Here is a 19,317-nt window from a genome sequence, read left to right as displayed (position 1 = left end):
GACTCTACTTTGAAACATCGGGCACCGGCGCGCCAACGGACGAGCCCATCGGCCGATCCTGATGCGCGCGGCGGTTGCGTGCCATCTGCACGGCGGTGTCGATGGCGGCCAGCATACTGCCCGGATCCGCCCGGCCGGTGCCGGCAAGATCCAGTGCCGTGCCATGATCGACCGACACACGCACGATCGGCAATCCCAGCGTGACGTTGATACCTTCGCCGAACGTCGCGTACTTCAACACCGGCAAACCTTGGTCGTGATACATCGCCAGCACGCAATCGGCATCGGCCAGATGACGCGGCTGGAACAGGGTATCGGCCGGATACGGGCCACGCGCGTCGATTCCGGCCTGGCGAGCACGCGCCAGCGCAGGCGCGATCACATCGATTTCTTCCCGGCCGAGATAACCGCTTTCGCCGGCATGGGGATTCAGTCCGGTCACCAGGATCTGCGGCTGGGCAATCGCGAAATCGCGGCGCAGATCCGCATCGATGATCTCCAGCGTGCGGACCAGCATGTCGACATTCAAGGCCTGTGGCACCTGCGACAAAGGCAAGTGAGTGGTCGCCAACGCCACGCGGAACATATACGACGCCGCAAGGCGCGCATCGCTCGGGGAGAGCAGGACCGGCGCCTCCGCCCCATTGCCGCCGGCGTGACTCTCCGGATCGACGCCCGCCCCGCTTGCGTTCGCGGACAAGACCGCCCCGTGCGCCGACGAAGAAACCGGCCCCGCCAGCATCATCACGACCTGCTCGGTGCCGGTGCGCTCGGCCAGATATTCGGTATGGCCGGTGAACGGCACGCCGGCATCGTTGATCGTACTTTTTTGCAAAGGCGCGGTGACGATGCCATCGTAGGCGCCCGACAACGCGCCGTCGATCGCCAGATCCAGCAGGCGCAGCACATAGGGACCATTGCGCGGATCGAGCACGCCCGGGGTCACCGCGGCATCCACCGTCGGCCCTTCGACGATAAAGCACTGATCCGACGCCGACGCGGACGCGTCGGGTGTCCCGGCGGCCGATACCCACGCCGTGTCCAGCCCGGCCGCACGGGCCCGCTCGGCCAGCAGGACGGCATCGCCCAGCACGACAAACCGACACGCGCCCCATCGTCGCGTGCGCGCGCCGTAGGCCAATGCCGCCAGCGTCAGCTCCGGCCCGATGCCCGCCGGCTCACCCGTGGTAATCGCCAGCGTCAGCGCCTGACCGCGCACTGCTGGTCCGTCAGCGCCTGTTGCATCCATCGCCGCGCTCCGTCCTCTCGGTACTCATGCTTCTCTGAAAAAACCAAAAGAACCAGGGGGCGATCGCCGGCCTCATGCCGTTATCGCCCCCTGGTTCCCAGACCCGCTCACTTTTCATGTCCATCCGGACCGCCGATCCGCCGTTGCCCTAAGCCAACGCCCGCGAGCGCTTGCAGACTGCGCCGTCAGGCTCAAGGGTCGGCGGCGTCCGCGTCAGATCAACTATCCGGCTGATTCAGCAGGACCTTGACGTAGGCCGAATCATACAACTGACGCAACCAGTCGCCGTACGACTGTTCGGATTTACGCGAACCGACGGCCTGACGCGCGGCGTCTTCCTGTTCGGCCGGTGACGCCGAAACCTGACGACGTCCCAGAACTTCGATCAAGTGATAGCCGTAGCGCGAGCGCACCGGATTGCTGATCTGACCCGGCTGCAGCGTATTCATGACGCGCTCGAATTCCGGCACCGTCTGACCCGGATTGATCCAGCCCAGATCGCCGCCATTCCCGGCCGAACCGTCCTGCGAGGTGGTCCGCGCGAAGTCCGCGAACGTGCCCTTGCCGGCTTCGATATCCCGCTTTACCGCCTGCAGCTTCTGCAAGGCCGCGCCTTCGTTGCCGCCTTCCTCGACACGAATCAGGATGTGCGAGACATGGGTCTGCGTGATCTGGTCCACCGGATTGGCGGCCGGACGGCGCGCCTCCAGGCGGACGACCTCGAAACCGTCAGCGGTGCGGATCGGCTCCGGTGCGACCTGACCCGGGGCAAGGCGCGACGCCGCCTCGACATAGGCCGGCGGCAACGCCGCCTGTGCCTTGAAGCCGAGGTCGCCGCCCTTCTTCGCATCGGCGGCCGCCGAATTCGAGCGGGCGAGGCGTGCGAAATTGTCGCCGCTGCGCGCGTCCTTGATCAGACCGGCAGCCTTTTGCTGTGCTGCCTGCACCTGGGCGTCGCTGGCGTTCGCCGCCACCGGCACCAACAAATGCGCGATCTGCAGGTCCGGCGGCGTCGTGCTGACGCCGTGCTGACTTGCGATGTAGTTCGCCACTTCGCCGTCGGACACGGTGATCTTGCTGTCCACCTCGCGGCGGCGCAGCTCGTTCAGCGTCATTTCATCGCGCGCATCGCTGCGGAACGTATCCCACTCTACGCCTTGTGCCTCGACGCGTGCACGGAATTCGGGAAGCGGCAGCCCGTTGGCCTGAGCCAGACGCTCGAGCGTCTGATCCACCTGCGCATCGCTGATCTGGATTCCATCCTGATCGGCCTGCTGCAACTGGATTTCGGACATGATCATCTGCTGCAGCACCTGCTGCTGCAAATCGGCGTCCGGGGGCACCTGCACACCCGCCTGCCCTTGCATGCGGTTCTTGACCATTTGCATGCGACGGTCGAGTTGCCGCTCGGTGATCACGCCGTTGTTGACGATCGCGACGATCCGATCGACCTCGACGCCGGGTCCCGTCGGGCGCACGCTCTTCGACGTCGCGCCCTGCAAGGCCTGCGCGTGTGCGGGCGCTGTCGCGCCGAGCATACCGGCCATCATCGTTGCGCTGGCCAGCCAGGCCAGCCGTACAGTCTTCACCATCACGAACGTCGACTCCTTCGGGTTACCGCATTCGGCAAAAAATCAAATCGCGAGAGTATCACGCTTGTCAGTCATAGTCGGAGAATCGCGACAACGGCGCGGCCGGCGGCGGCGGCGGTACGTAACCCGGCACGCTGTTGCGGAAGGCCGTGACCAGGCCGTTGTCGACGTTTGCCAGGCCCTTCAGCGTCAGTTGCACGAGCACACGCTTGCCCGACGCCGGTTGGCCGCTGCTGTTGATCCCGCTTGCATACTGCTGGAAAGCGACGCCGAGCACCCAGCACGGTGCGTCGTATTGCATACCGATCAGCCCGTCCACCAGACGGTGCGAATCGAAGGCGTAGTTGATCCGACCCACCGCGTACACATTACGCGAGATCGGCCACTGCGCGGATGCCACGATTTGTTTGATGCCGGTCGTCAAGTAAGTGCTGGCAAGATTGGTCGGGTTCGGACGCGTGTAACGGTAGGCAAGATTGATCACCTTGCGATCTTCCGGCGACCACGCAAAACCGGTGTTCAGACGATCGACGGTGCTGCTGCCAGTGTTGTACTGAATCGCATTCTGCGTCGCAAACGTACTCGACAACTTGAACGAAGCGCCAAAAATCAAATCGGAGCGCGCCGCATTGCTGACCGACTCGTTCGGCATCGTCGTCTGTTGCTCGCGGAAATAATACTGCTGCGCGACCAGGAAGCGCGCGCGCTCGTCGCCGCTGCCCGCATTGATGAAACGCGTCGACAAAGCAGCGGTAAGACGACTGCCGTCGGCGATACGGTCTTCGCCGACGAAGGTATTCGACGTGAAGATTTCCGCCAGACCGAAATCCGACGGCGCCGTATCAAATACCGGGATCTGCGACTGATCCCGGTACGGCGTATAGGTGTAATACAGGCGCGGTTCCAGCGTCTGGATGTAATCGGTGCCGAACAGCGTAATATGCCGCTCGTACTGCATGCCGGTGTCCACGCTCAGCGTCGGGATCGCGACGCTGGTATTTTTAGCGATAACGCTCGGCTCGATGGCGTTGATCGCCGACGGAATCCGCGTCATATCGTACGACGCGATGTGGTACTGGGCCTTCGGAATGAAGAACCAGCCCGGCCGCACGATCGGATAGCTGACGTAAGGATCGAGGACGGCGCGATTGCCTTCCGGCATCGTCACGTTCGACGACTGGAAACGCGTGAAATCCGCCGCTGCGCCGTAATCGAAGCCACCTACGTCGTACTTCGCGTAGTTGATATTGATTTGCGGCTCGCGCGAGTACGGCGGCACGATATCGCTCTGCAAGGACTGCCAGCGTTGCACGCGCGTCAACACCGACCACGGTCCCTTGTTGTACGTGACACCGGCTTCCTGTTGGAACAGCAGCTGCGCGCCGTTGTAGACGATGTTCTCGTTGTTCGCCAGATCCGAGGTATAGGTCTTGTCCGATACCTTGTTGTAATTCACATAGGCGCCGAAACCATTGCCGAGATCCTGGTTATGCTGCCAGTAGATCGCGTAACGGTTGCTCAACTTCGCCTTCGCGTCCCATGGCATGTATTCGCCGGTCAGCGTGCCGCGATAGGTCGTCCCGAGATAGCGGAAATCCGCGCCCAGGAACGCGCCACGCTGCTGCATGATCCGGGGCCGGAGCGTCAGGTCGCGGTTCGGTGCGATATTGAAATAATACGGAATCGTCGTATCGAAACCGCTCGACGAATTGATCGAAAAAGTCGGCGGCAACAGGCCCGACTTCCGTTCATTCGACAAGGGGAACGTCAACCACGGACTGTAAAAAATCGGCACGCCCTGGAAGAAAACCAGGCCATTGTGCGCATACCCGACGTTCTCGCCTTGATCCACGTCGAATTGGCTCGCCTTGATATACCAGGCGGGCTTCTCGCAGTCGCAAGCCGTATAGGTCGCGTGCGTGAACCGCGTGCGCTCGTCGTCGACCATGTCCATCCGCTCGGCCTTGCCGCTGCCGCCGGTGGTGTTGAAGTGATACGTCGGCGTGAGCATATAGCCCACCCGCGCCTCCAATTGCATCTGCGCCCGGGGACCGACGAACAGATTGCCGTGGTCGTTGATCCGGACATTGCCGTAGGCGTCGGCGGTATCGGTATCGGCGTCGTAGTGGAGCTTGTCCGCCCGGATGATCGACCCATAGCGGCGCAGCTCGGCATGGCCCGTCAACGTCGTCTGGCTGCCGTCCGCGCTCGCATTGTCGCCCAGCGAGAAGCTGCCCGGGGTCGTTCCCTCCGGCACCTTGCGCTCGATGATCTGCGGCGCCAGGCTGAATCCCCAATCGCGATCCAGCGGGATGGGCTGCGCGGCGTCGCCGCTCAATTGGGCGAAGCCAGGCAACGGCGCGGCCAGACCGGCGGCCAGCAGGGCCGCGGCAATCCGCGTAACGCGCTGCGGCGCCGGGGCGCGATGTCGAAGGAAAGGTGAACGGTGTGGCGGTCTAGGCGGCATGAATCGGGCTACAAGCAGGGGCATGCTGGATCAAATCGCGCCAACGGCGCGGCTTACACCGGACTGCGTCAAGTCCATCCAGACGAAGGGTCTCAGAATTCGTCGGGTATTATATATGGCAAAGTCTGCAAACTGACCGGGCGCATGGGAATCCCCTCGCCGAATTGACTGGATTATGCCGCTACCCTCTCCCGATGCCGGAAATGATACCCCGTCCGGCACGCCGTCCGCCCCCGTCTCCACGACGCCGATCGACACGCTTGAAAACGCCGCGGCGCCTCCCTCGCCGGGCGCATCCGAAGCGCCGGATAGGCGCCGGGAACCGCTGCGGCTCTGGCTGGCCGGGCTTTCCACTGCGATCGGGGCCGCAGGCAGCGATGCGTCCGACCTGAGCGCGCCGCAGGCGGCGCAACTCCCGGCATTGCTGCCGCTGGATCTCGGGACACTGCGACTGGCGTCCGAGGATGCGGGCTTTCGGCGTTATTTCCGCATTCAGGCGGCCGACGGCAGATCGCTCGTCGTCATGGACGCGCCGCCACCGGAAAAAGCGCGCGAATTCCGAGATATCCAGCAATTGATGCAGACGGCCGGCATCCACGTGCCGGCGATCTATGCCGCCGACGTCGCGCAAGGCTTCATGCTGCTGTCCGATCTGGGCAGCACCGCCTATATCGACCTGCTCGACGGCACGAACGAGGACCGTGCCAAGCCGCTGATGCGCGATGCGCTGCGCACGCTGATCCGCTGGCAGGCGGCCTCGCGCCCCAACGTCCTGCCGCCCTATGACGATGCCCTGCTGCGCCGGGAACTCGACTTGTTTCCCGAATGGTACGCCGGGCGTCACCTGGGCCGGCCCTTCGACGAGGCGGACCAGAAAGCCTATGCCACGATCAGCCAGTTGCTGATCGATGCCGCGTTGCGGCAGCCGCAGGTCTTCGTACATCGCGATTTCATGCCGCGCAATCTGATGCTGAGCGATCCGTCGCCAGCCGTCATCGATTTTCAAGATGCCGTGTACGGCCCGATCGGCTATGACGTGGCGGCCTTGATGCGGGACGCCTTCCTCAGTTGGGACGAGGCATTCGAGCTCGATTGCATCGCCTGGTATTGGGGCGAAGCGAAGGCTGCCGGACTGCCGGTCAACAGCGACTTCTTCGAGTTCTACCGCGACGTCGAATGGATCGGTCTGCAACGGCACTTGAAAATCCTGGGTCTCTTCGCTCGACTGCAGTATCGCGACGGCAAGCCCCGCTATCTGGCCGATACGCCACGCTTCCTCGCCTACGCACGCAAGGTCGCGCATCGTTACCGTGAATTACGGCCGCTCGCACGCCTGCTCGACAAGTTCGAGAGCTGTGAAACCCAAGTGGGCTATACCTTCTAGTATCGGCGATGGGTGTAATGACAGAAGCGACAGGACTGGCGACGATGGACACCGCGATGATCTTCGCGGCCGGGCGCGGCGAGCGCATGCGCCCTTTATCGGACCGCATGCCCAAGCCATTGCTGGAGGCTGGCGGCAAACCATTGATCGTCTGGCAGATCGAGGCACTGGCTCGCGCCGGCTTCCGCCGGATCGTCATCAATCACGCCTGGCTCGGCGAGCTGATCGCGCCGGCGCTAGGCGACGGCTCCCGCTGGGGGGTGACGTTGCATTACTCGGCGGAACCGGAACGCGCGCTGGAAACCGCAGGCGGGATCGCCCAGGCCTTGCCCCTGCTGCTGGACGACACGCCGGCCGAACAGGGCAAGCGTTTCGTCGCCGTCAGCGGCGACGTCTATTGCGCGTTCGATTATGCGGCACTGCGGCAACGCGACGCCGAGCGTCACGGCCACACCTCGAAACCGGCGGAATCGTCTGATAATGCGCCCGGCATGCATCTGATCATGGTGCCGAATCCGGCCTTTCACCCGGCGGGAGACTTCGGCCTGCTGCCAGACGGCCGGCTTTGCCTCGATGGCGGCGAACGCCTGACATTCGGCAATATCGGCGTCTACGACACGCGCCTGTTCACGGCGCTGGCCGCGCAACGCCCCCTTCCCGCAGCCGCACTCGGACCGATGATGCGTGTCGGCATCGAGGCGGCGCGCGTCACCGGCGAGCGATTCGACGGTCCCTGGTGCAATGTCGGGACACCGGCGCAGCTGGCCGAACTCGACGCGCAGCTGCGAACAACGTCCGCTAGAATCGCACCATGACGAATCCTCTCGCTCCCGCTTCCGTCGCCCCCGCCGAAACGCCCGACACCGTCGGCGCCGACAGCGCGTGGATCCTGGCCCCGCAACGCGGCTTCGCGCCGGAGGTCTTCGCGGCCCGGCGCGCGCGGGTTGCCGATGCACTGCGCGCCGCCGGCGGCGGCATTGCCTTGATCGCCTCGGCACCGGCGCCGGTGCGCAGCCGCGACAGCGAATTTCCCTACCGCCAGGACAGCAGCTTCTTCTACCTGACCGGTTTCAACGAACCCGACGCCCTGCTCGTGATCGACAGTCGTGGTCGCGGCAGTGCCGATCAACCGGGTTCGACGCTGTTCTGCCGGGAAAAGGATCCGCTGCGCGAAACGTGGGAAGGCTTTCACTACGGCCCGGTGGCCGCCCGCGACACCTTCGGCTTCGATCTGGCCCTGCCCAATAGCGCGCGCGACGGTCATGTGCCGGATCTGATCGTCGGCACGGCCGTGATCGCCTACCCCCTGCTGACGCACGGGCCGCTGGAAGCCGATGTCGCGCGCTGGTTGCGCGACGCGCGCGGGCGCAGACGCGTGACGACCCCCGGCCTTGTGCTCGATCTGGCACGCATCGTCGAGCCGATGCGCCAGGTCAAGGACGTGCATGAAATCGCCCGCATGCGGACGGCCGGCCGGATTTCGGCGCAGGCGCATATCCGCGCGATGCAGGCATCGCGCGTCGGGATTCCCGAATACGCGCTGGAAGCCGAGTTGCTGTATCACTTCCGGCGCAGCGGTGCCCAATTCCCGGCCTATACGTCGATCGTCGCCGGGGGCGCCAACGCCTGCACGCTGCACTATGCGGCGGGCGACTACGTACTGCGCGACGGTGATCTGGTGCTGATCGACGCCGCCTGCGAACTCGACGGTTACGCCTCCGACATCACCCGGACGTTTCCGGCGAACGGTCGATTCACCGGCCCGCAACGGACCCTGTACGACATCGTCCTGGCGGCAAACGAAGCGGCTGTTGCGGCGACTCGCCCCGGAGCGCGCTTCGACGATGCGCATCAAGCCGCCCTGCGCATCCTCACGCAAGGGATGCTGGACACCGGCCTGTTGAAACGCGACGCGCACGGCAGCGTGGAGGATGCGATCGCCGATCGCGCCTATGCCCGCTTCTACATGCACAGCACCGGCCACTGGCTCGGCTTGGATGTCCATGATTGTGGCGACTATATCGACACCGCCACGCCATCGGACAGCCAGACCGAGGCACCGAAGGCGTCGTCGGACGCCGGCAAGGCCGCGCCGCGCTCGACGCTGTTGCAGCCCGGCATGGTCTCGACGATCGAGCCGGGCCTGTACGTGCGACGCGCCGACGATGTACCGCCCGAATACTGGGACATCGGCATCCGCATCGAGGACAATGCGGTCGTGACCGACAGTGGCTGCACGCTGCTGACGCGCGACGTGCCGGTGTCCGCCGACGAGATCGAAGCGCTGATGCGCGGTACATGAGCCCGCCCGCAGTTTGCCTCGCCGAGTGCCCCGTGTCCGGACGCCCTGTCCGGAACCCTAACCGCCCAATTGCATGAATCCGCAGCACCTCGACGCCGATTTGGCCTCCCTTCCGCCTGACGTCGCGTCGATGTCTCCCGTCGCGCAGGCGGCGACGATTCCGTCCGTCGATATCGTCATTATCGGCGCGGGCCCGGTCGGCCTGGCGCTGGCCGGTGCGCTGGCCCGGCACAGCGCCACGGCCGGACTGTCGCTGACCTTGATCGATTCGCGCACGCGCGCGGCCGCCGACCGGGACCCGCGCGTGCTCGCGCTGTCGCATGGGAGCCAGGCCTTGCTGGCGCCGCTGGGCTGGCCCGAACAGGCCACACCGATCGAAACGATCCATGTCTCGCAGCGCGGCTATCTGGGTCGCGCGCTGATCCGCCACGACGCGCATCGCTTGCCCGCGCTGGGCTACGTCGTGCGCTATGGTGCGATTGCCGGCGCGCTGCGGGACGGCGTCCTGCGCCTGGCCGCGCGGCGCAATCAAGCCGACGTCAGCATCGGCGACATGGGTGGCAGCGGCGGCAGCGCGCAAACGAAGCACGCAGCCTTGACGCTGTATGAACGATGCACGGCGACCGCGATCGTGCAGGACGCCGACGGCGTTTCCTTGACGCTGATGCCGGCCAGCCCAGCCGAGGCGAACAAGCGCGGCGGGGCGGCGGCCGCATCGGATTCTACGGCCACGCGCTTCCCGACGACGCTGCGCGCCCGCCTGGTCGTGCACGCGGAAGGGGGTCGGGTCACGCCCACGCGTCCGGATCACGCGGCGGACAGCACGACGGATCGGACGCGCGACTATGCGCAGACGGCCATCGTCGGGGCGGTACGGACCAGCGCCCCGCAACCTCGGGTGGCGTGGGAGCGTTTCACCGATGAAGGGCCGTTGGCACTGCTGCCGCTCGCCGAGTCCGGAGCATTCGACGGCCCCGCGACGGCTGCCGGTGCGCCCACGGCGGCGGCACCGGCCGATTACGCCTTGGTGTGGTGTCAATCGCCGGAACAGGCGGCCGCCCGCATGGCAATGGACGATGCGGCCTTTCTTGCGGAACTGCACGGCACCTTCGGTGACCGTCTTGGGCAGTTCATCGGTATCAGCGGCCGCGCCACCTTCGACCTGCGCCTTCGTGCCACCGACTTACTGGCCGACGGCCGCATCGCGACGATCGGCAATGCGGCGCAGACGCTGCATCCAGTCGCGGGCCAAGGCCTGAACCTGGGCGTTCGCGACGCGCAGGCATTGGCATTGGCGATCGGCCGGCACGGTACGACGCCAGCGGCATTGCAGGCGTTTGCCGCAAGTCGGCAGTGGGATCGACGCATCACGATCGGCCTGACCGATGCGCTGGCCCGCGGCTTCACCCACCCCTTCCCGCCGCTGGCGCATCTGCGCGGCGTCGCCCTGGCAGCGCTCGATTGCCTGCCTGGTGCCAAAACCTGGCTCGCCCGTCAGATGATGTTCGGCCAGCGTCGCTAAGCGCACGGGAGGCGCGGGAGGCGAGTGATCGCGGCGGGACGCTGCACCGCAGCACGATTGCGTCGTTTGTGTGCAGCTTCTTAACGGCGCGCGCAGCGCTTGCGATACAATACGCGTTTGCGCTTTGGCGGCACTGCAGCCGTGCCTGACACGGCCACACTCAGTCCCCGCCTTGATTTGCCGCCCATCGGCCCCGATCGCATGTTTCCTACCGGACCCCAACTCGGATCGCATACGCTCCGTAATGCGTTGTTTGTCGCGCCGATGGCTGGCGTGACGGATCGGCCATTCCGTCAGTTATGCAAGCATTTGGGCGCCGGCTATGCGGTGTCGGAGATGGTTGCGTCCAACGCTTTGCTGTGGAAAAGCGAGAAGACATTACGACGGGCCAATCATCAGGGCGAAGTGGAACCGATCTCGGTACAGATCGCCGGTGCCGATCCGCAGATGCTTGCCGACGCAGCGCGACATAATGTCGCGAATGGTGCGCAGATCATCGACATCAATATGGGCTGTCCGGCGAAGAAGGTCTGTAACGTCGCCGCCGGCTCCGCGCTGTTGCAGAACGAAGCGCTGGTGGCACGCATCGTCGAGGCCGTGGTCAACGCGGTCGGCGTCGGACCCGACGCCGTGCCGGTGACGTTGAAGATCCGCACCGGCTGGAATCCGGAAAACCGCAATGCGCTGCGGATTGCGCATATCGCGGAAGCGGCGGGCATTTCGATGCTGACGATTCATGGCCGGACGCGCGCCGATCTGTACCGCGGCGACGCCGAGTACGAAACGATCGCCGCGGTCAAGGCGGCAATCGGCATCCCGGTGGTGGCCAACGGCGATATCGACTCGCCGCAAAAAGCGGCGCACGTGTTGCGCGTGACCGGCGCCGATGCCGTCATGATCGGCCGCGCGGCGCAGGGACGGCCCTGGATCTTCCGCGAGATCGCGCATTATCTGGAAACCGGCGAAGTGCTGCCGCCGCCGCGCGTCGACGATATCCAGGCCGTGATGAATCGGCACCTGGAAGATCACTATGCGTTCTACGGCGAATTCACCGGCGTCCGAACCGCACGCAAGCATATCGGCTGGTACACGAAGGTGCTCAAGGGCGCCAACGCGTTCCGCCACCAGATGAATACGCTGGACACTACGCGCGAACAATTGGCCGCGGTCAACGCGTTTTTTGAAGAACAGAAGTTGTTGTCGGACCGCCTCGTATATGACGCGCCGGACGATGCCGCCTCGGCGGGCATCGACGGCAGCCGCGATGCGGACCATACGGACAATTCGCAACCCCTTGCCGCATGAGCCGACATAATATCGAGCGGTGCGTCCGCGAGAGCCTGGATGAATACTTCCGGGACCTCGACGGATCGAACCCGAACGAGATCTACGAAATGATCATTTCCTGCGTCGAGAAACCGATGCTGGAAGTGGTACTCGAGCGCGCCAGCGGCAATCAGTCCCTGGCCGCCGAATACTTAGGCATCAACCGCAATACCTTGCGCAAGAAGCTGAAGGATCACGGCCTGATCAAGTGATCCGGCGAGCCGACTGCAGGGTCTGCCGACAAGCAGGCGATGCAGCCGGCATCCATCGATGCCGCGCCCTCCACGATGTCCGCTTAGGGAATCGTCCGGACAGGCGGCAAACGGCGGTCGATGGGTCATCGCGCCATGCACCATCCGTCTCACGCTCGACGTTCTCGTGACGTCCTTTCTTTCGCCTTTGTTCTTCTTTGCCGTTCTTTTGACATGATCAAGCAAGCGCTCATTTCCGTATCCGACAAGTCGGGCGTCGTCGACTTTGCCCGTTCACTCGCCGATCTGGGCGTCACGATCCTGTCGACGGGCGGCACCGCCAAGTTGCTGGCCGCCGAAGGCATTGCCTGCACCGAGGTGGCCGACTACACCGGCTTCCCTGAAATGCTCGACGGCCGCGTGAAAACGCTGCACCCGAAGATCCACGGCGGCATCCTGGCCCGTCGCGATCTGCCCGAGCACGTCGCCGCGCTGGAACAGCACGCGATCCCGACGATCGATCTGCTGGTCGTGAATCTCTACCCGTTCCGCGAAACGATCGCGAAGTCCGATGCGACGCTGGAAGAAGCGATCGAGAACATCGACATCGGCGGCCCGACGATGCTGCGTTCCGCGGCAAAGAACCACCGCGACGTCACTGTGATCGTCGATCCGGCCGACTATGCGGTCGTGCTGGACGAGATGCGCGCCAATCAGAACACCGTCGCCTATCCGACGAACTTCCGCCTGGCGACGAAGGTCTTCGCGCACACTGCGCAATATGACGGCGCGATCACGAACTACCTGACCAGCCTGAAGGACAACCTGCAGCACAGCGATCGCAACGACTATCCGGCCACGTTGAATCTGTCGTTCGAAAAGGTGCAGGACCTGCGTTACGGTGAGAACCCGCATCAAGGCGCCGCGTTCTATCGCGACCTGGTGACGCCGGCCGGCGCGTTGGCGGCGTATGCGCAGTTGCAGGGCAAGGAACTGTCGTTCAACAACATCGCCGATGCCGATGCCGCGTGGGAATGCGTGAAGAGCTTCGACGTGCCGGCCTGCGTCATCGTCAAGCACGCGAACCCGTGCGGCGTGGCCATCGCGGAAACGCCCGAAGCCGCGTATCAGAAGGCATTTTCGACGGACCCGACCTCGGCGTTCGGCGGCATCATCGCCTTCAACAAGGAAGTCGACGAAGCGGCCGCCGCCGCCGTCAGCAAGCAATTCGTCGAAGTGCTGATCGCGCCGTCGTTCAGCGCCGGCGCGAAAGCGTTGCTGGCCGCCAAGCAAAACGTCCGCGTGCTGGAAATTGCGTTGCCGGCAAAGGACAGCGCCTCGCATAATGCGCTCGACCTGAAGCGTGTGGGCGGCGGTTTGCTGGTGCAATCGGCGGACACGCGCAACGTGTTGCCGCATGAATTGCGGGTGGTCACCAAGCGTCATCCGACGCCGAAGGAAATGGACGATCTGCTGTTCGCATGGCGCGTCGCGAAGTTCGTCAAGTCGAACGCCATCGTGTTCTGCGCAAACGGTCAGACGCTGGGCGTTGGCGCGGGCCAGATGAGCCGCATCGACTCGGCGCGCATCGCGGAAATCAAGGCAACGAATGCCGGTCTGACGCTGCAAGGCTCGGCGGTCGCCTCGGATGCCTTCTTCCCGTTCCGCGACGGTCTGGATGTGGTCGTGAAGGCCGGCGCGACGTGCGTCATCCATCCGGGTGGCTCGATGCGCGACGGTGAAGTCATCGAAGCGGCAGACGAGCAGAATGTCGCGATGGTGATGACGGGCACGCGTCACTTCCGTCACTGATGGTTCGCGCGCTTCAGCCGGTCCCTGTCGGCACGGCGCAAGCCGCCGTGCCGACCCGCATTCTCGGTATCGATCCGGGCTTGCGCGTCACCGGCTTCGGCGTCATCGAACAGCGCGCGCATGTCCTCACCTATGTCAGCAGCGGCGTGATCCGCAGCGGCGAAGGCGATCTGCCCGCGCGCCTGAAGGTTATCTTCGAGGGGGTGCGTGAGCTGGTCGCGCAATTCAAACCCGACTGCGCCGCCATCGAGAAAGTTTTCGTCAATGTGAATCCGCAATCGACGCTGCTGCTCGGCCAGGCCCGCGGCGCCGCAATCTGCGGCCTGGTGACCGCCGATCTGCCGGTGGCCGAATATACGGCCTTGCAATTGAAGCAGGCCGTGGTGGGCAGCGGGCGCGCAAAGAAAGAACAGGTGCAGGAAATGGTCGCGCGCCTGTTGAGCCTGTCCGGCCTGCCGGGCACCGATGCCGCCGATGCGTTGGGCGTGGCGATTTGCCATGCCCATGCCGGCGACGTGCTTGGCCAATTGCGCACGATGGCCCCTGAACTGGCGCGTCGCGGCATGCGCGTCCGGCGTGGCCGATTGATCGAATCGTGACATCGCGCGGCGTGCGATAGTCGGCGCCTCCCTTTCCTCCCCCTCTCTCCGCTGATCATGATCGGTCGTATCGCTGGCAAGCTGCTCGAAAAAAATCCCCCTTCCATCCTGGTCGACTGTGCCGGCGTCGGTTATGAGATTTCGGTGCCGATGAGCACCTTCTATCACCTGCCGCACCTCGGCGAACCGGTGGTGCTGCTGGTACAGCAGATCGTGCGCGAAGATGCACACCTGTTGTTCGGCTTTGCGACGGCGCAGGAGCGCGGCGCCTTCCGTGAATTGTTGAAGATCAGCGGCATCGGCGCGCGCATGGCCCTGTCCGTGTTGTCCGGGATGAGCGTGGCCGAATTGGCGCAGGCGGTGACGGCGCAGGAAGTCGCGCGCCTGACCAAGGTTCCCGGCATCGGCAAGAAGACCGCCGAACGTCTGCTGCTCGAATTGAAGGGCAAACTCGGCGCCGATCTGGGTGCCTTGGGTCAGGGCGCGAGCACGGTTCCCACTGCCGGCGACACCGGAAGCGACGTGCTGCAGGCCCTGCTCGCCCTCGGTTACTCGGAAAAAGAATCGGCCGCCGCGATCCGCTTGCTGCCGCCCGACATCGACGTGTCAAACGGCATCCGCCAGGCGCTGAAGACTTTGTCGAAGGCCTGACGTTGGGCGGTACAATGGCTGCATGATCGAAACAGACAAACTCTCGGGTGACCGACTGATCTCCGCCGCGCCGGTCTCGGCGCGCGAAGAAGCGTATGAACGCGCATTGCGTCCGAAGCAACTCGACGACTACGTCGGGCAGCAGAAGGTGCGCGGCCAGTTGGAGATTTTCGTCCAGGCCGCCCGTAACCGCAGCGAGGCACTGGATCATGTGCTGCTGTTCGGGCCGCCGGGTTTGGGCAAGACCACGCTCGCGCACATCATCGCGCGCGAAATGGGCGTCAATCTGCGACAGACGTCGGGGCCGGTGCTCGAACGCGCCGGCGACCTCGCCGCGTTGCTGACGAACCTCGAACCCAACGATGTGCTCTTCATCGACGAAATCCATCGGCTCTCGCCGGTGGTCGAGGAAATCCTGTATCCGGCGCTCGAGGATTACCAGATCGACATCATGATCGGCGAGGGTCCGGGCGCGCGCAGCGTCAAGCTCGACCTGCAGCCGTTCACGCTGGTGGGCGCGACGACCCGTGCCGGCATGCTGACGAATCCCTTGCGCGATCGCTTCGGCATCGTCGCCCGACTCGAGTTTTATACGGCCGACGAACTGTCGCGCATCGTGCAACGGTCGGCGGGCCTGGTCGGCGCGGCGATCGGCCCGGAAGGGGCGATGGAAATCGCCCGGCGTTCGCGCGGCACGCCGCGTATCGCGAACCGACTGCTGCGTCGCGTACGCGACTATGCCGAAGTCAAAGCCGATGGCCAGATCACCCCGGAGATCGCCGACGCGGCACTGAAGATGCTCGATATCGACCCCGTCGGCTTCGACCTGATGGACCGGACGCTGCTGGAAGCCATCCTGCTGAAATTCGACGGCGGTCCGGTCGGACTGGATAATCTGGCAGCCGCCATCGGCGAGGAACGGGACACGATCGAGGATGTCATCGAACCCTATCTGATCCAACAGGGCTATGTGCAACGGACGCCGCGGGGTCGGATGGCGACGCTGCTCGCCTATCGCCACTTCGGTCTGACGGCGCCGGGCAGCACGACGTCGACGCCCGATCCGGCTCCTCCCGCGCCGTCCCAGGCGTAGGGGCCGCGATGGGCGCCGGCGATTTTCTGAAACAACGGATCGTGCAGGGCGTGAACCGTGTCACCACGGACAGCCGCCTGCGCATCGATTACAGCCAACCGCCCGGCGATCTCGGGCTCTACGGGCCCGACAGCGTCTGCTGGCGCGTCCATGCCGATTTCACGTCGATGCTGGTGGGCGGCGTTGCCGCCCTGCTGCTGCAGATGCTGCACCCCTTGGCATTGGCGGGCGTCTGGGATCACTCCACGTTCCGTCAGGATATCCACGGCCGCCTGGGACGAACGGCGACGTTTATCGCCGCCACTACCTTCGGCAGCCGCGCCGACGCCTTGATGATGATCGAGCGCGTGAAGGCGATTCATCGCCGTATTACCGGTGTCGCACCGGACGGTCGACCCTATGCGGCCGACGATCCGGATCTGCTGACGTGGGTCCATGTGGCGGAGATGTCGTGCTTTCTGCATGCCTACATGGTCTACGTCAATCCAGCGCTGAGCGGCGAGGAGCAGGACCGCTACTACGCGGAAACGGCGCTGGTCACCGAGATGCTCGGCGGCCGCGGCGTGCCGCGCAACCGCGCCGAGATCGACAGCTATATCGCGCGGATGCGTCCGACGCTGCGATGTGATGCACGCACGCAGGAAGTGCTGCAGGTGCTGATGCATGCGCCGGCGCCGAACAAGGCGATCTGGCCGGCCGCGCGCCTGCTGTTGCACGCGGGGCCAGACCTGTTGCCGCCCTGGGCGCAGGAAATGTTCGGACTCGATCGCTATGCGGCGGCGCGCAGGCTGGCGCTGCGCCCCAGTGTACACGGCGTGGGAAAAATCATGCGCTGGGCGCTGACCAATGGGGTATCGAAACGTGCGCGGGCACGCGTGGCGGCCGGCAAGGGCGACGCCGACTGATTCGCTTAGACGCGATCGTCGCCGACGCCTTTCGCATCGAAATCGCCGAGGTGGGCGACATCGCCCCACGCCAGCACCTCGGCCCGATCTTCCGCCGGCGTCTGGCCGGGATACCAACGCAGCGCATTGATGCTGGCGTTCAACAGAACGCCCGGGCGCGGCGCATCGAGGGCCACGCCCTGCGCAAACCGTAACGCGCAATCGAGTACGCCGCCATGCGCCACGCAGGCGATCGTTCCCCCCGCATATCGACGCGCCTGTTCGCCCAAGGTCTGCACTACCCGTTGCGACAGTGTCCGGATCGACTCGCCGCTCTCGGGCGCGAAGTCCGGATCGTGCGTAATCCATTGTGCGTAGGCCGCGGGCCAACGCTGAGCGATCGCCGCTTTATCGTGCCGCTCGAACACGCCGAACAGGCGCTCACGCAGCCCCACTGCCTGCACGACATCGGTTGCGGCCGCATCGGGAGCAAGTACCCGCAGCAACGGCGCGGCCGTCTGCATCGCGCGCGACAGATCGCTGCTCACGATCGCGGACAAGGGCGCCACCCAGGCCGACGCATCGCGCGGCACCGACGACCCAACCTCGCCGATCAAAGGGGCGCCGGCTATCGCAGCCAGGCCGCCCGCATCGCCACCATCGGGCGTCGAATCGGCCGCTGCTCCCGCGATCGAAGCCGTCCAGCGACGTGCGAGCGCCTCGGCCTGCGCCAGTCCGACCTCCGACAGCGGAATATCGATCTGGCCTTGGATACGCTTGACCGCGTTCCATGCCGTTTCGCCATGCCGTATCAGCAGAACGATCGTCGGCGCCAAGGCGGCAGGCACGGTTTCCTGCGTGGCGGCAACGTCGGCTGCACGTATCATCGGCAACTCAGGCCGACAGCGTGACGCGCGCGAAACGGCGCTTGCCCACTTGCACGACGTAGGTCCCGGCGTCGAGCTTCAGGGCGCGATCGCTGATGGCGGTACCGTCCACCTTGACGCCACCCTGCTCGATATTGCGGTTTGCTTCCGTCGTCGACGGCACCAGGCCCGCCTGCTTCAGCAACGCCGCGATACCCAACGGCGCACCGTTCAATGCGACCTCGGGAATGTCGTCGGGCACCCCGCCGCGCGCACGGTGGTTGAAGTCTTCCAACGCCCCTTCCGCTGCCTGCTTGCTGTGAAAACGGGTGACGATTTCTTGCGCCAGCAGCACCTTGAAGTCGCGTGGATTGCGGCCCGCCTCGGTCTCCGCCTTGAAACCAGCGATACGGCCCAGCGACTCAAAAGACAACAATTCGAAGTAACGCCACATCAGCGTATCGGAGATGCTCATCAGCTTGCCAAACATATCGTTCGGCTTCTCGCTGATGCCGATGTAGTTGTGCTTCGACTTCGACATCTTCTCGACGCCATCCAAGCCTTCCAGCAAGGGCATCGTCAGCACGCACTGCGGTTCCTGCCCGTACGCCTTTTGCAGCTCGCGCCCCATCAGCAGATTGAAGCGCTGATCGGTACCGCCGAGTTCGAGATCGGACTTCAGCGCGACGGAGTCATAGCCTTGCAGCAACGGATATAGGAACTCGTGAATCGAAATCGCCACGCCGCCATGGAAGCGTTTCGTGAAATCTTCGCGCTCCAACATCCGCGCCACCGTGGATTGCGATGCCAGCTTGATCATGCCGGCGGCGCCCAGCGGCTCCAGCCATTCGGTGTTGTTGCGCATTTCCGTCTTCTCGCGATCCAGCACCAGGGCTGCCTGCTCGAAGTAGGTATGCGCATTCGTATCGATCTGCTCCTGCGTCAACGGCGGCCGCGTGCTGTTACGCCCCGAAGGGTCGCCGATCAGCGACGTGAAACCGCCGATCAGGAAGATCACCGTATGGCCCAGATCCTGCAGCTTGCGCATCTTGTTGAGCACAACGGTGTGCCCCAGATGGATGTCGGGCGCAGTCGGGTCCAGGCCGAGCTTGATACGCAGCGGCGTGCCGGACTTTTCGGCGCGCGCAAGCTTCTGCGCGAACTCGGACTCGACGAGCAATTCGTCGCAACCGCGTTTGACTTCGGCAAGCGTGTCCAGCACCGATGCCGTCAACGGCAACGCGGCGCTGTCCGGCGAGGACGACGCATTGGCAGGGGAAAGAGCATCAGCGTTCATACGAAACCGTGGGAGTAACTGGAGAGCCAGGGCGAATGCCGTATCGATACGGCAGCGCCGAAAAGTCCGTATTGTAGCAACG

15 protein-coding genes and 1 pseudogene are annotated in these 19,317 nt (G+C 64.7%); 11 read left to right on the top strand and 5 right to left on the bottom strand.

The window, feature by feature from the left end:
• Nucleotides 1–4: 4 nt before the first annotated feature.
• The 3 genes from ABEG21_RS04355 to ABEG21_RS04345 all read right to left on the bottom strand — a co-directional run bounded on the left by ABEG21_RS04355 (nucleotide 5) and on the right by ABEG21_RS04345 (nucleotide 5,332).
• Nucleotides 5–1,219, bottom strand: coding sequence for a 4-hydroxythreonine-4-phosphate dehydrogenase PdxA (locus tag ABEG21_RS04355; RefSeq protein WP_347556620.1), 1,215 nt, complete (start codon nucleotides 1,217–1,219; stop codon nucleotides 5–7).
• Between the two features lie 248 nt (nucleotides 1,220–1,467).
• A complete protein-coding gene (locus ABEG21_RS04350; RefSeq protein WP_347556619.1) occupies nucleotides 1,468–2,841 on the bottom strand; it encodes a peptidylprolyl isomerase in 1,374 nt (457 codons plus the stop codon).
• A gap of 67 nt (nucleotides 2,842–2,908) precedes the next feature.
• Entirely contained in the window at nucleotides 2,909–5,332 is a 2,424-nt protein-coding gene (locus ABEG21_RS04345) for an LPS-assembly protein LptD (protein ID WP_347556040.1), read from the bottom strand.
• 151 nt (nucleotides 5,333–5,483) lie between these two features.
• Between ABEG21_RS04345 and ABEG21_RS04340 the strand changes: the two genes are divergently transcribed.
• From ABEG21_RS04340 to ABEG21_RS04290, 11 genes and pseudogenes are all read left to right on the top strand, one after another.
• Nucleotides 5,484–6,692 carry a phosphotransferase gene (locus ABEG21_RS04340; protein WP_347556039.1) on the top strand — a complete coding sequence of 403 codons (1,209 nt, stop codon included), beginning with the start codon at nucleotides 5,484–5,486 and terminating at the stop codon, nucleotides 6,690–6,692.
• Between the two features lie 17 nt (nucleotides 6,693–6,709).
• A complete protein-coding gene (gene murU / locus ABEG21_RS04335) occupies nucleotides 6,710–7,507 on the top strand; it encodes an N-acetylmuramate alpha-1-phosphate uridylyltransferase MurU (protein ID WP_347556038.1) in 798 nt (265 codons plus the stop codon).
• Nucleotides 7,504–8,994, top strand: coding sequence for an aminopeptidase P N-terminal domain-containing protein (locus ABEG21_RS04330; RefSeq protein WP_347556037.1), 1,491 nt, complete (start codon nucleotides 7,504–7,506; stop codon nucleotides 8,992–8,994). Before murU ends, ABEG21_RS04330 begins: the two co-directional genes overlap by 4 nt.
• A gap of 73 nt (nucleotides 8,995–9,067) precedes the next feature.
• Entirely contained in the window at nucleotides 9,068–10,516 is a 1,449-nt protein-coding gene (locus tag ABEG21_RS04325) for a UbiH/UbiF/VisC/COQ6 family ubiquinone biosynthesis hydroxylase (RefSeq protein WP_347556036.1), read from the top strand.
• A gap of 201 nt (nucleotides 10,517–10,717) precedes the next feature.
• Nucleotides 10,718–11,821 (top strand): tRNA dihydrouridine synthase DusB, encoded by a 1,104-nt coding sequence (gene dusB / locus ABEG21_RS04320; RefSeq protein ID WP_347556035.1) that lies wholly within the window; start codon nucleotides 10,718–10,720, stop codon nucleotides 11,819–11,821.
• A complete protein-coding gene (locus tag ABEG21_RS04315) occupies nucleotides 11,818–12,054 on the top strand; it encodes a Fis family transcriptional regulator (protein WP_347556034.1) in 237 nt (78 codons plus the stop codon). The genes dusB and ABEG21_RS04315 overlap by 4 nt, the downstream gene beginning before the upstream one ends.
• Before the next feature lie 213 nt (nucleotides 12,055–12,267).
• Entirely contained in the window at nucleotides 12,268–13,845 is a 1,578-nt protein-coding gene (gene purH / locus ABEG21_RS04310) for a bifunctional phosphoribosylaminoimidazolecarboxamide formyltransferase/IMP cyclohydrolase (RefSeq protein WP_347556033.1), read from the top strand.
• A complete protein-coding gene (ruvC, locus tag ABEG21_RS04305) occupies nucleotides 13,845–14,444 on the top strand; it encodes a crossover junction endodeoxyribonuclease RuvC (protein ID WP_347556032.1) in 600 nt (199 codons plus the stop codon). Before purH ends, ruvC begins: the two co-directional genes overlap by 1 nt.
• Before the next feature lie 57 nt (nucleotides 14,445–14,501).
• Nucleotides 14,502–15,095, top strand: a complete 594-nt coding sequence (gene ruvA, locus ABEG21_RS04300) for a Holliday junction branch migration protein RuvA (protein ID WP_347556031.1) — start codon at nucleotides 14,502–14,504, stop codon at nucleotides 15,093–15,095.
• Between the two features lie 22 nt (nucleotides 15,096–15,117).
• Nucleotides 15,118–16,188 (top strand): Holliday junction branch migration DNA helicase RuvB, encoded by a 1,071-nt coding sequence (ruvB, locus tag ABEG21_RS04295; RefSeq protein WP_347556030.1) that lies wholly within the window; start codon nucleotides 15,118–15,120, stop codon nucleotides 16,186–16,188.
• Nucleotides 16,189–16,209: 21 nt separating this feature from the next.
• Nucleotides 16,210–17,093, top strand: a pseudogene (locus ABEG21_RS04290) (oxygenase MpaB family protein).
• A gap of 5 nt (nucleotides 17,094–17,098) precedes the next feature.
• Here the strand turns inward: ABEG21_RS04290 and ABEG21_RS04285 are convergent.
• Together ABEG21_RS04285 and tyrS are read right to left on the bottom strand one after the other, a co-directional pair.
• Entirely contained in the window at nucleotides 17,099–17,908 is an 810-nt protein-coding gene (locus ABEG21_RS04285) for a histidine phosphatase family protein (RefSeq protein WP_347556618.1), read from the bottom strand.
• Between the two features lie 58 nt (nucleotides 17,909–17,966).
• Complete coding sequence (gene tyrS / locus ABEG21_RS04280) at nucleotides 17,967–19,235, bottom strand: tyrosine--tRNA ligase (protein ID WP_347556029.1); 1,269 nt, start codon at nucleotides 19,233–19,235, stop codon at nucleotides 17,967–17,969.
• Between the last annotated feature and the right edge of the window lie 82 nt (nucleotides 19,236–19,317).

It is taken from the genome of Robbsia sp. KACC 23696, assembly GCF_039852015.1.
Classification (GTDB): Bacteria; Pseudomonadota; Gammaproteobacteria; order Burkholderiales; family Burkholderiaceae; genus Robbsia.
This window is presented reverse-complemented; position numbering and strand designations above follow the sequence as displayed.

Excerpts from the sequence above, each read along its gene's own strand:
- ruvC (WP_347556032.1), top strand. The coding sequence starts at position 13,845 with ATGGTTCGCGCGCTTCAGCCGGTCCCTGTCGGCACGGCGCAAGCCGCC.
- ABEG21_RS04340 (WP_347556039.1), top strand. The coding sequence starts at position 5,484 with ATGCCGCTACCCTCTCCCGATGCCGGAAATGATACCCCGTCCGGCACG.
- murU (WP_347556038.1), top strand. The coding sequence starts at position 6,710 with ATGACAGAAGCGACAGGACTGGCGACGATGGACACCGCGATGATCTTC.
- ABEG21_RS04315 (WP_347556034.1), top strand. The coding sequence starts at position 11,818 with ATGAGCCGACATAATATCGAGCGGTGCGTCCGCGAGAGCCTGGATGAA.
- ruvA (WP_347556031.1), top strand. The coding sequence starts at position 14,502 with ATGATCGGTCGTATCGCTGGCAAGCTGCTCGAAAAAAATCCCCCTTCC.
- dusB (WP_347556035.1), top strand. The coding sequence starts at position 10,718 with ATGTTTCCTACCGGACCCCAACTCGGATCGCATACGCTCCGTAATGCG.
- tyrS (WP_347556029.1), bottom strand. The coding sequence starts at position 19,235 with ATGAACGCTGATGCTCTTTCCCCTGCCAATGCGTCGTCCTCGCCGGAC.
- ABEG21_RS04330 (WP_347556037.1), top strand. The coding sequence starts at position 7,504 with ATGACGAATCCTCTCGCTCCCGCTTCCGTCGCCCCCGCCGAAACGCCC.
- purH (WP_347556033.1), top strand. The coding sequence starts at position 12,268 with ATGATCAAGCAAGCGCTCATTTCCGTATCCGACAAGTCGGGCGTCGTC.
- ABEG21_RS04325 (WP_347556036.1), top strand. The coding sequence starts at position 9,068 with ATGAATCCGCAGCACCTCGACGCCGATTTGGCCTCCCTTCCGCCTGAC.
- ruvB (WP_347556030.1), top strand. The coding sequence starts at position 15,118 with ATGATCGAAACAGACAAACTCTCGGGTGACCGACTGATCTCCGCCGCG.
- ABEG21_RS04350 (WP_347556619.1), bottom strand. The coding sequence starts at position 2,841 with ATGGTGAAGACTGTACGGCTGGCCTGGCTGGCCAGCGCAACGATGATG.
- ABEG21_RS04345 (WP_347556040.1), bottom strand. The coding sequence starts at position 5,332 with ATGCCCCTGCTTGTAGCCCGATTCATGCCGCCTAGACCGCCACACCGT.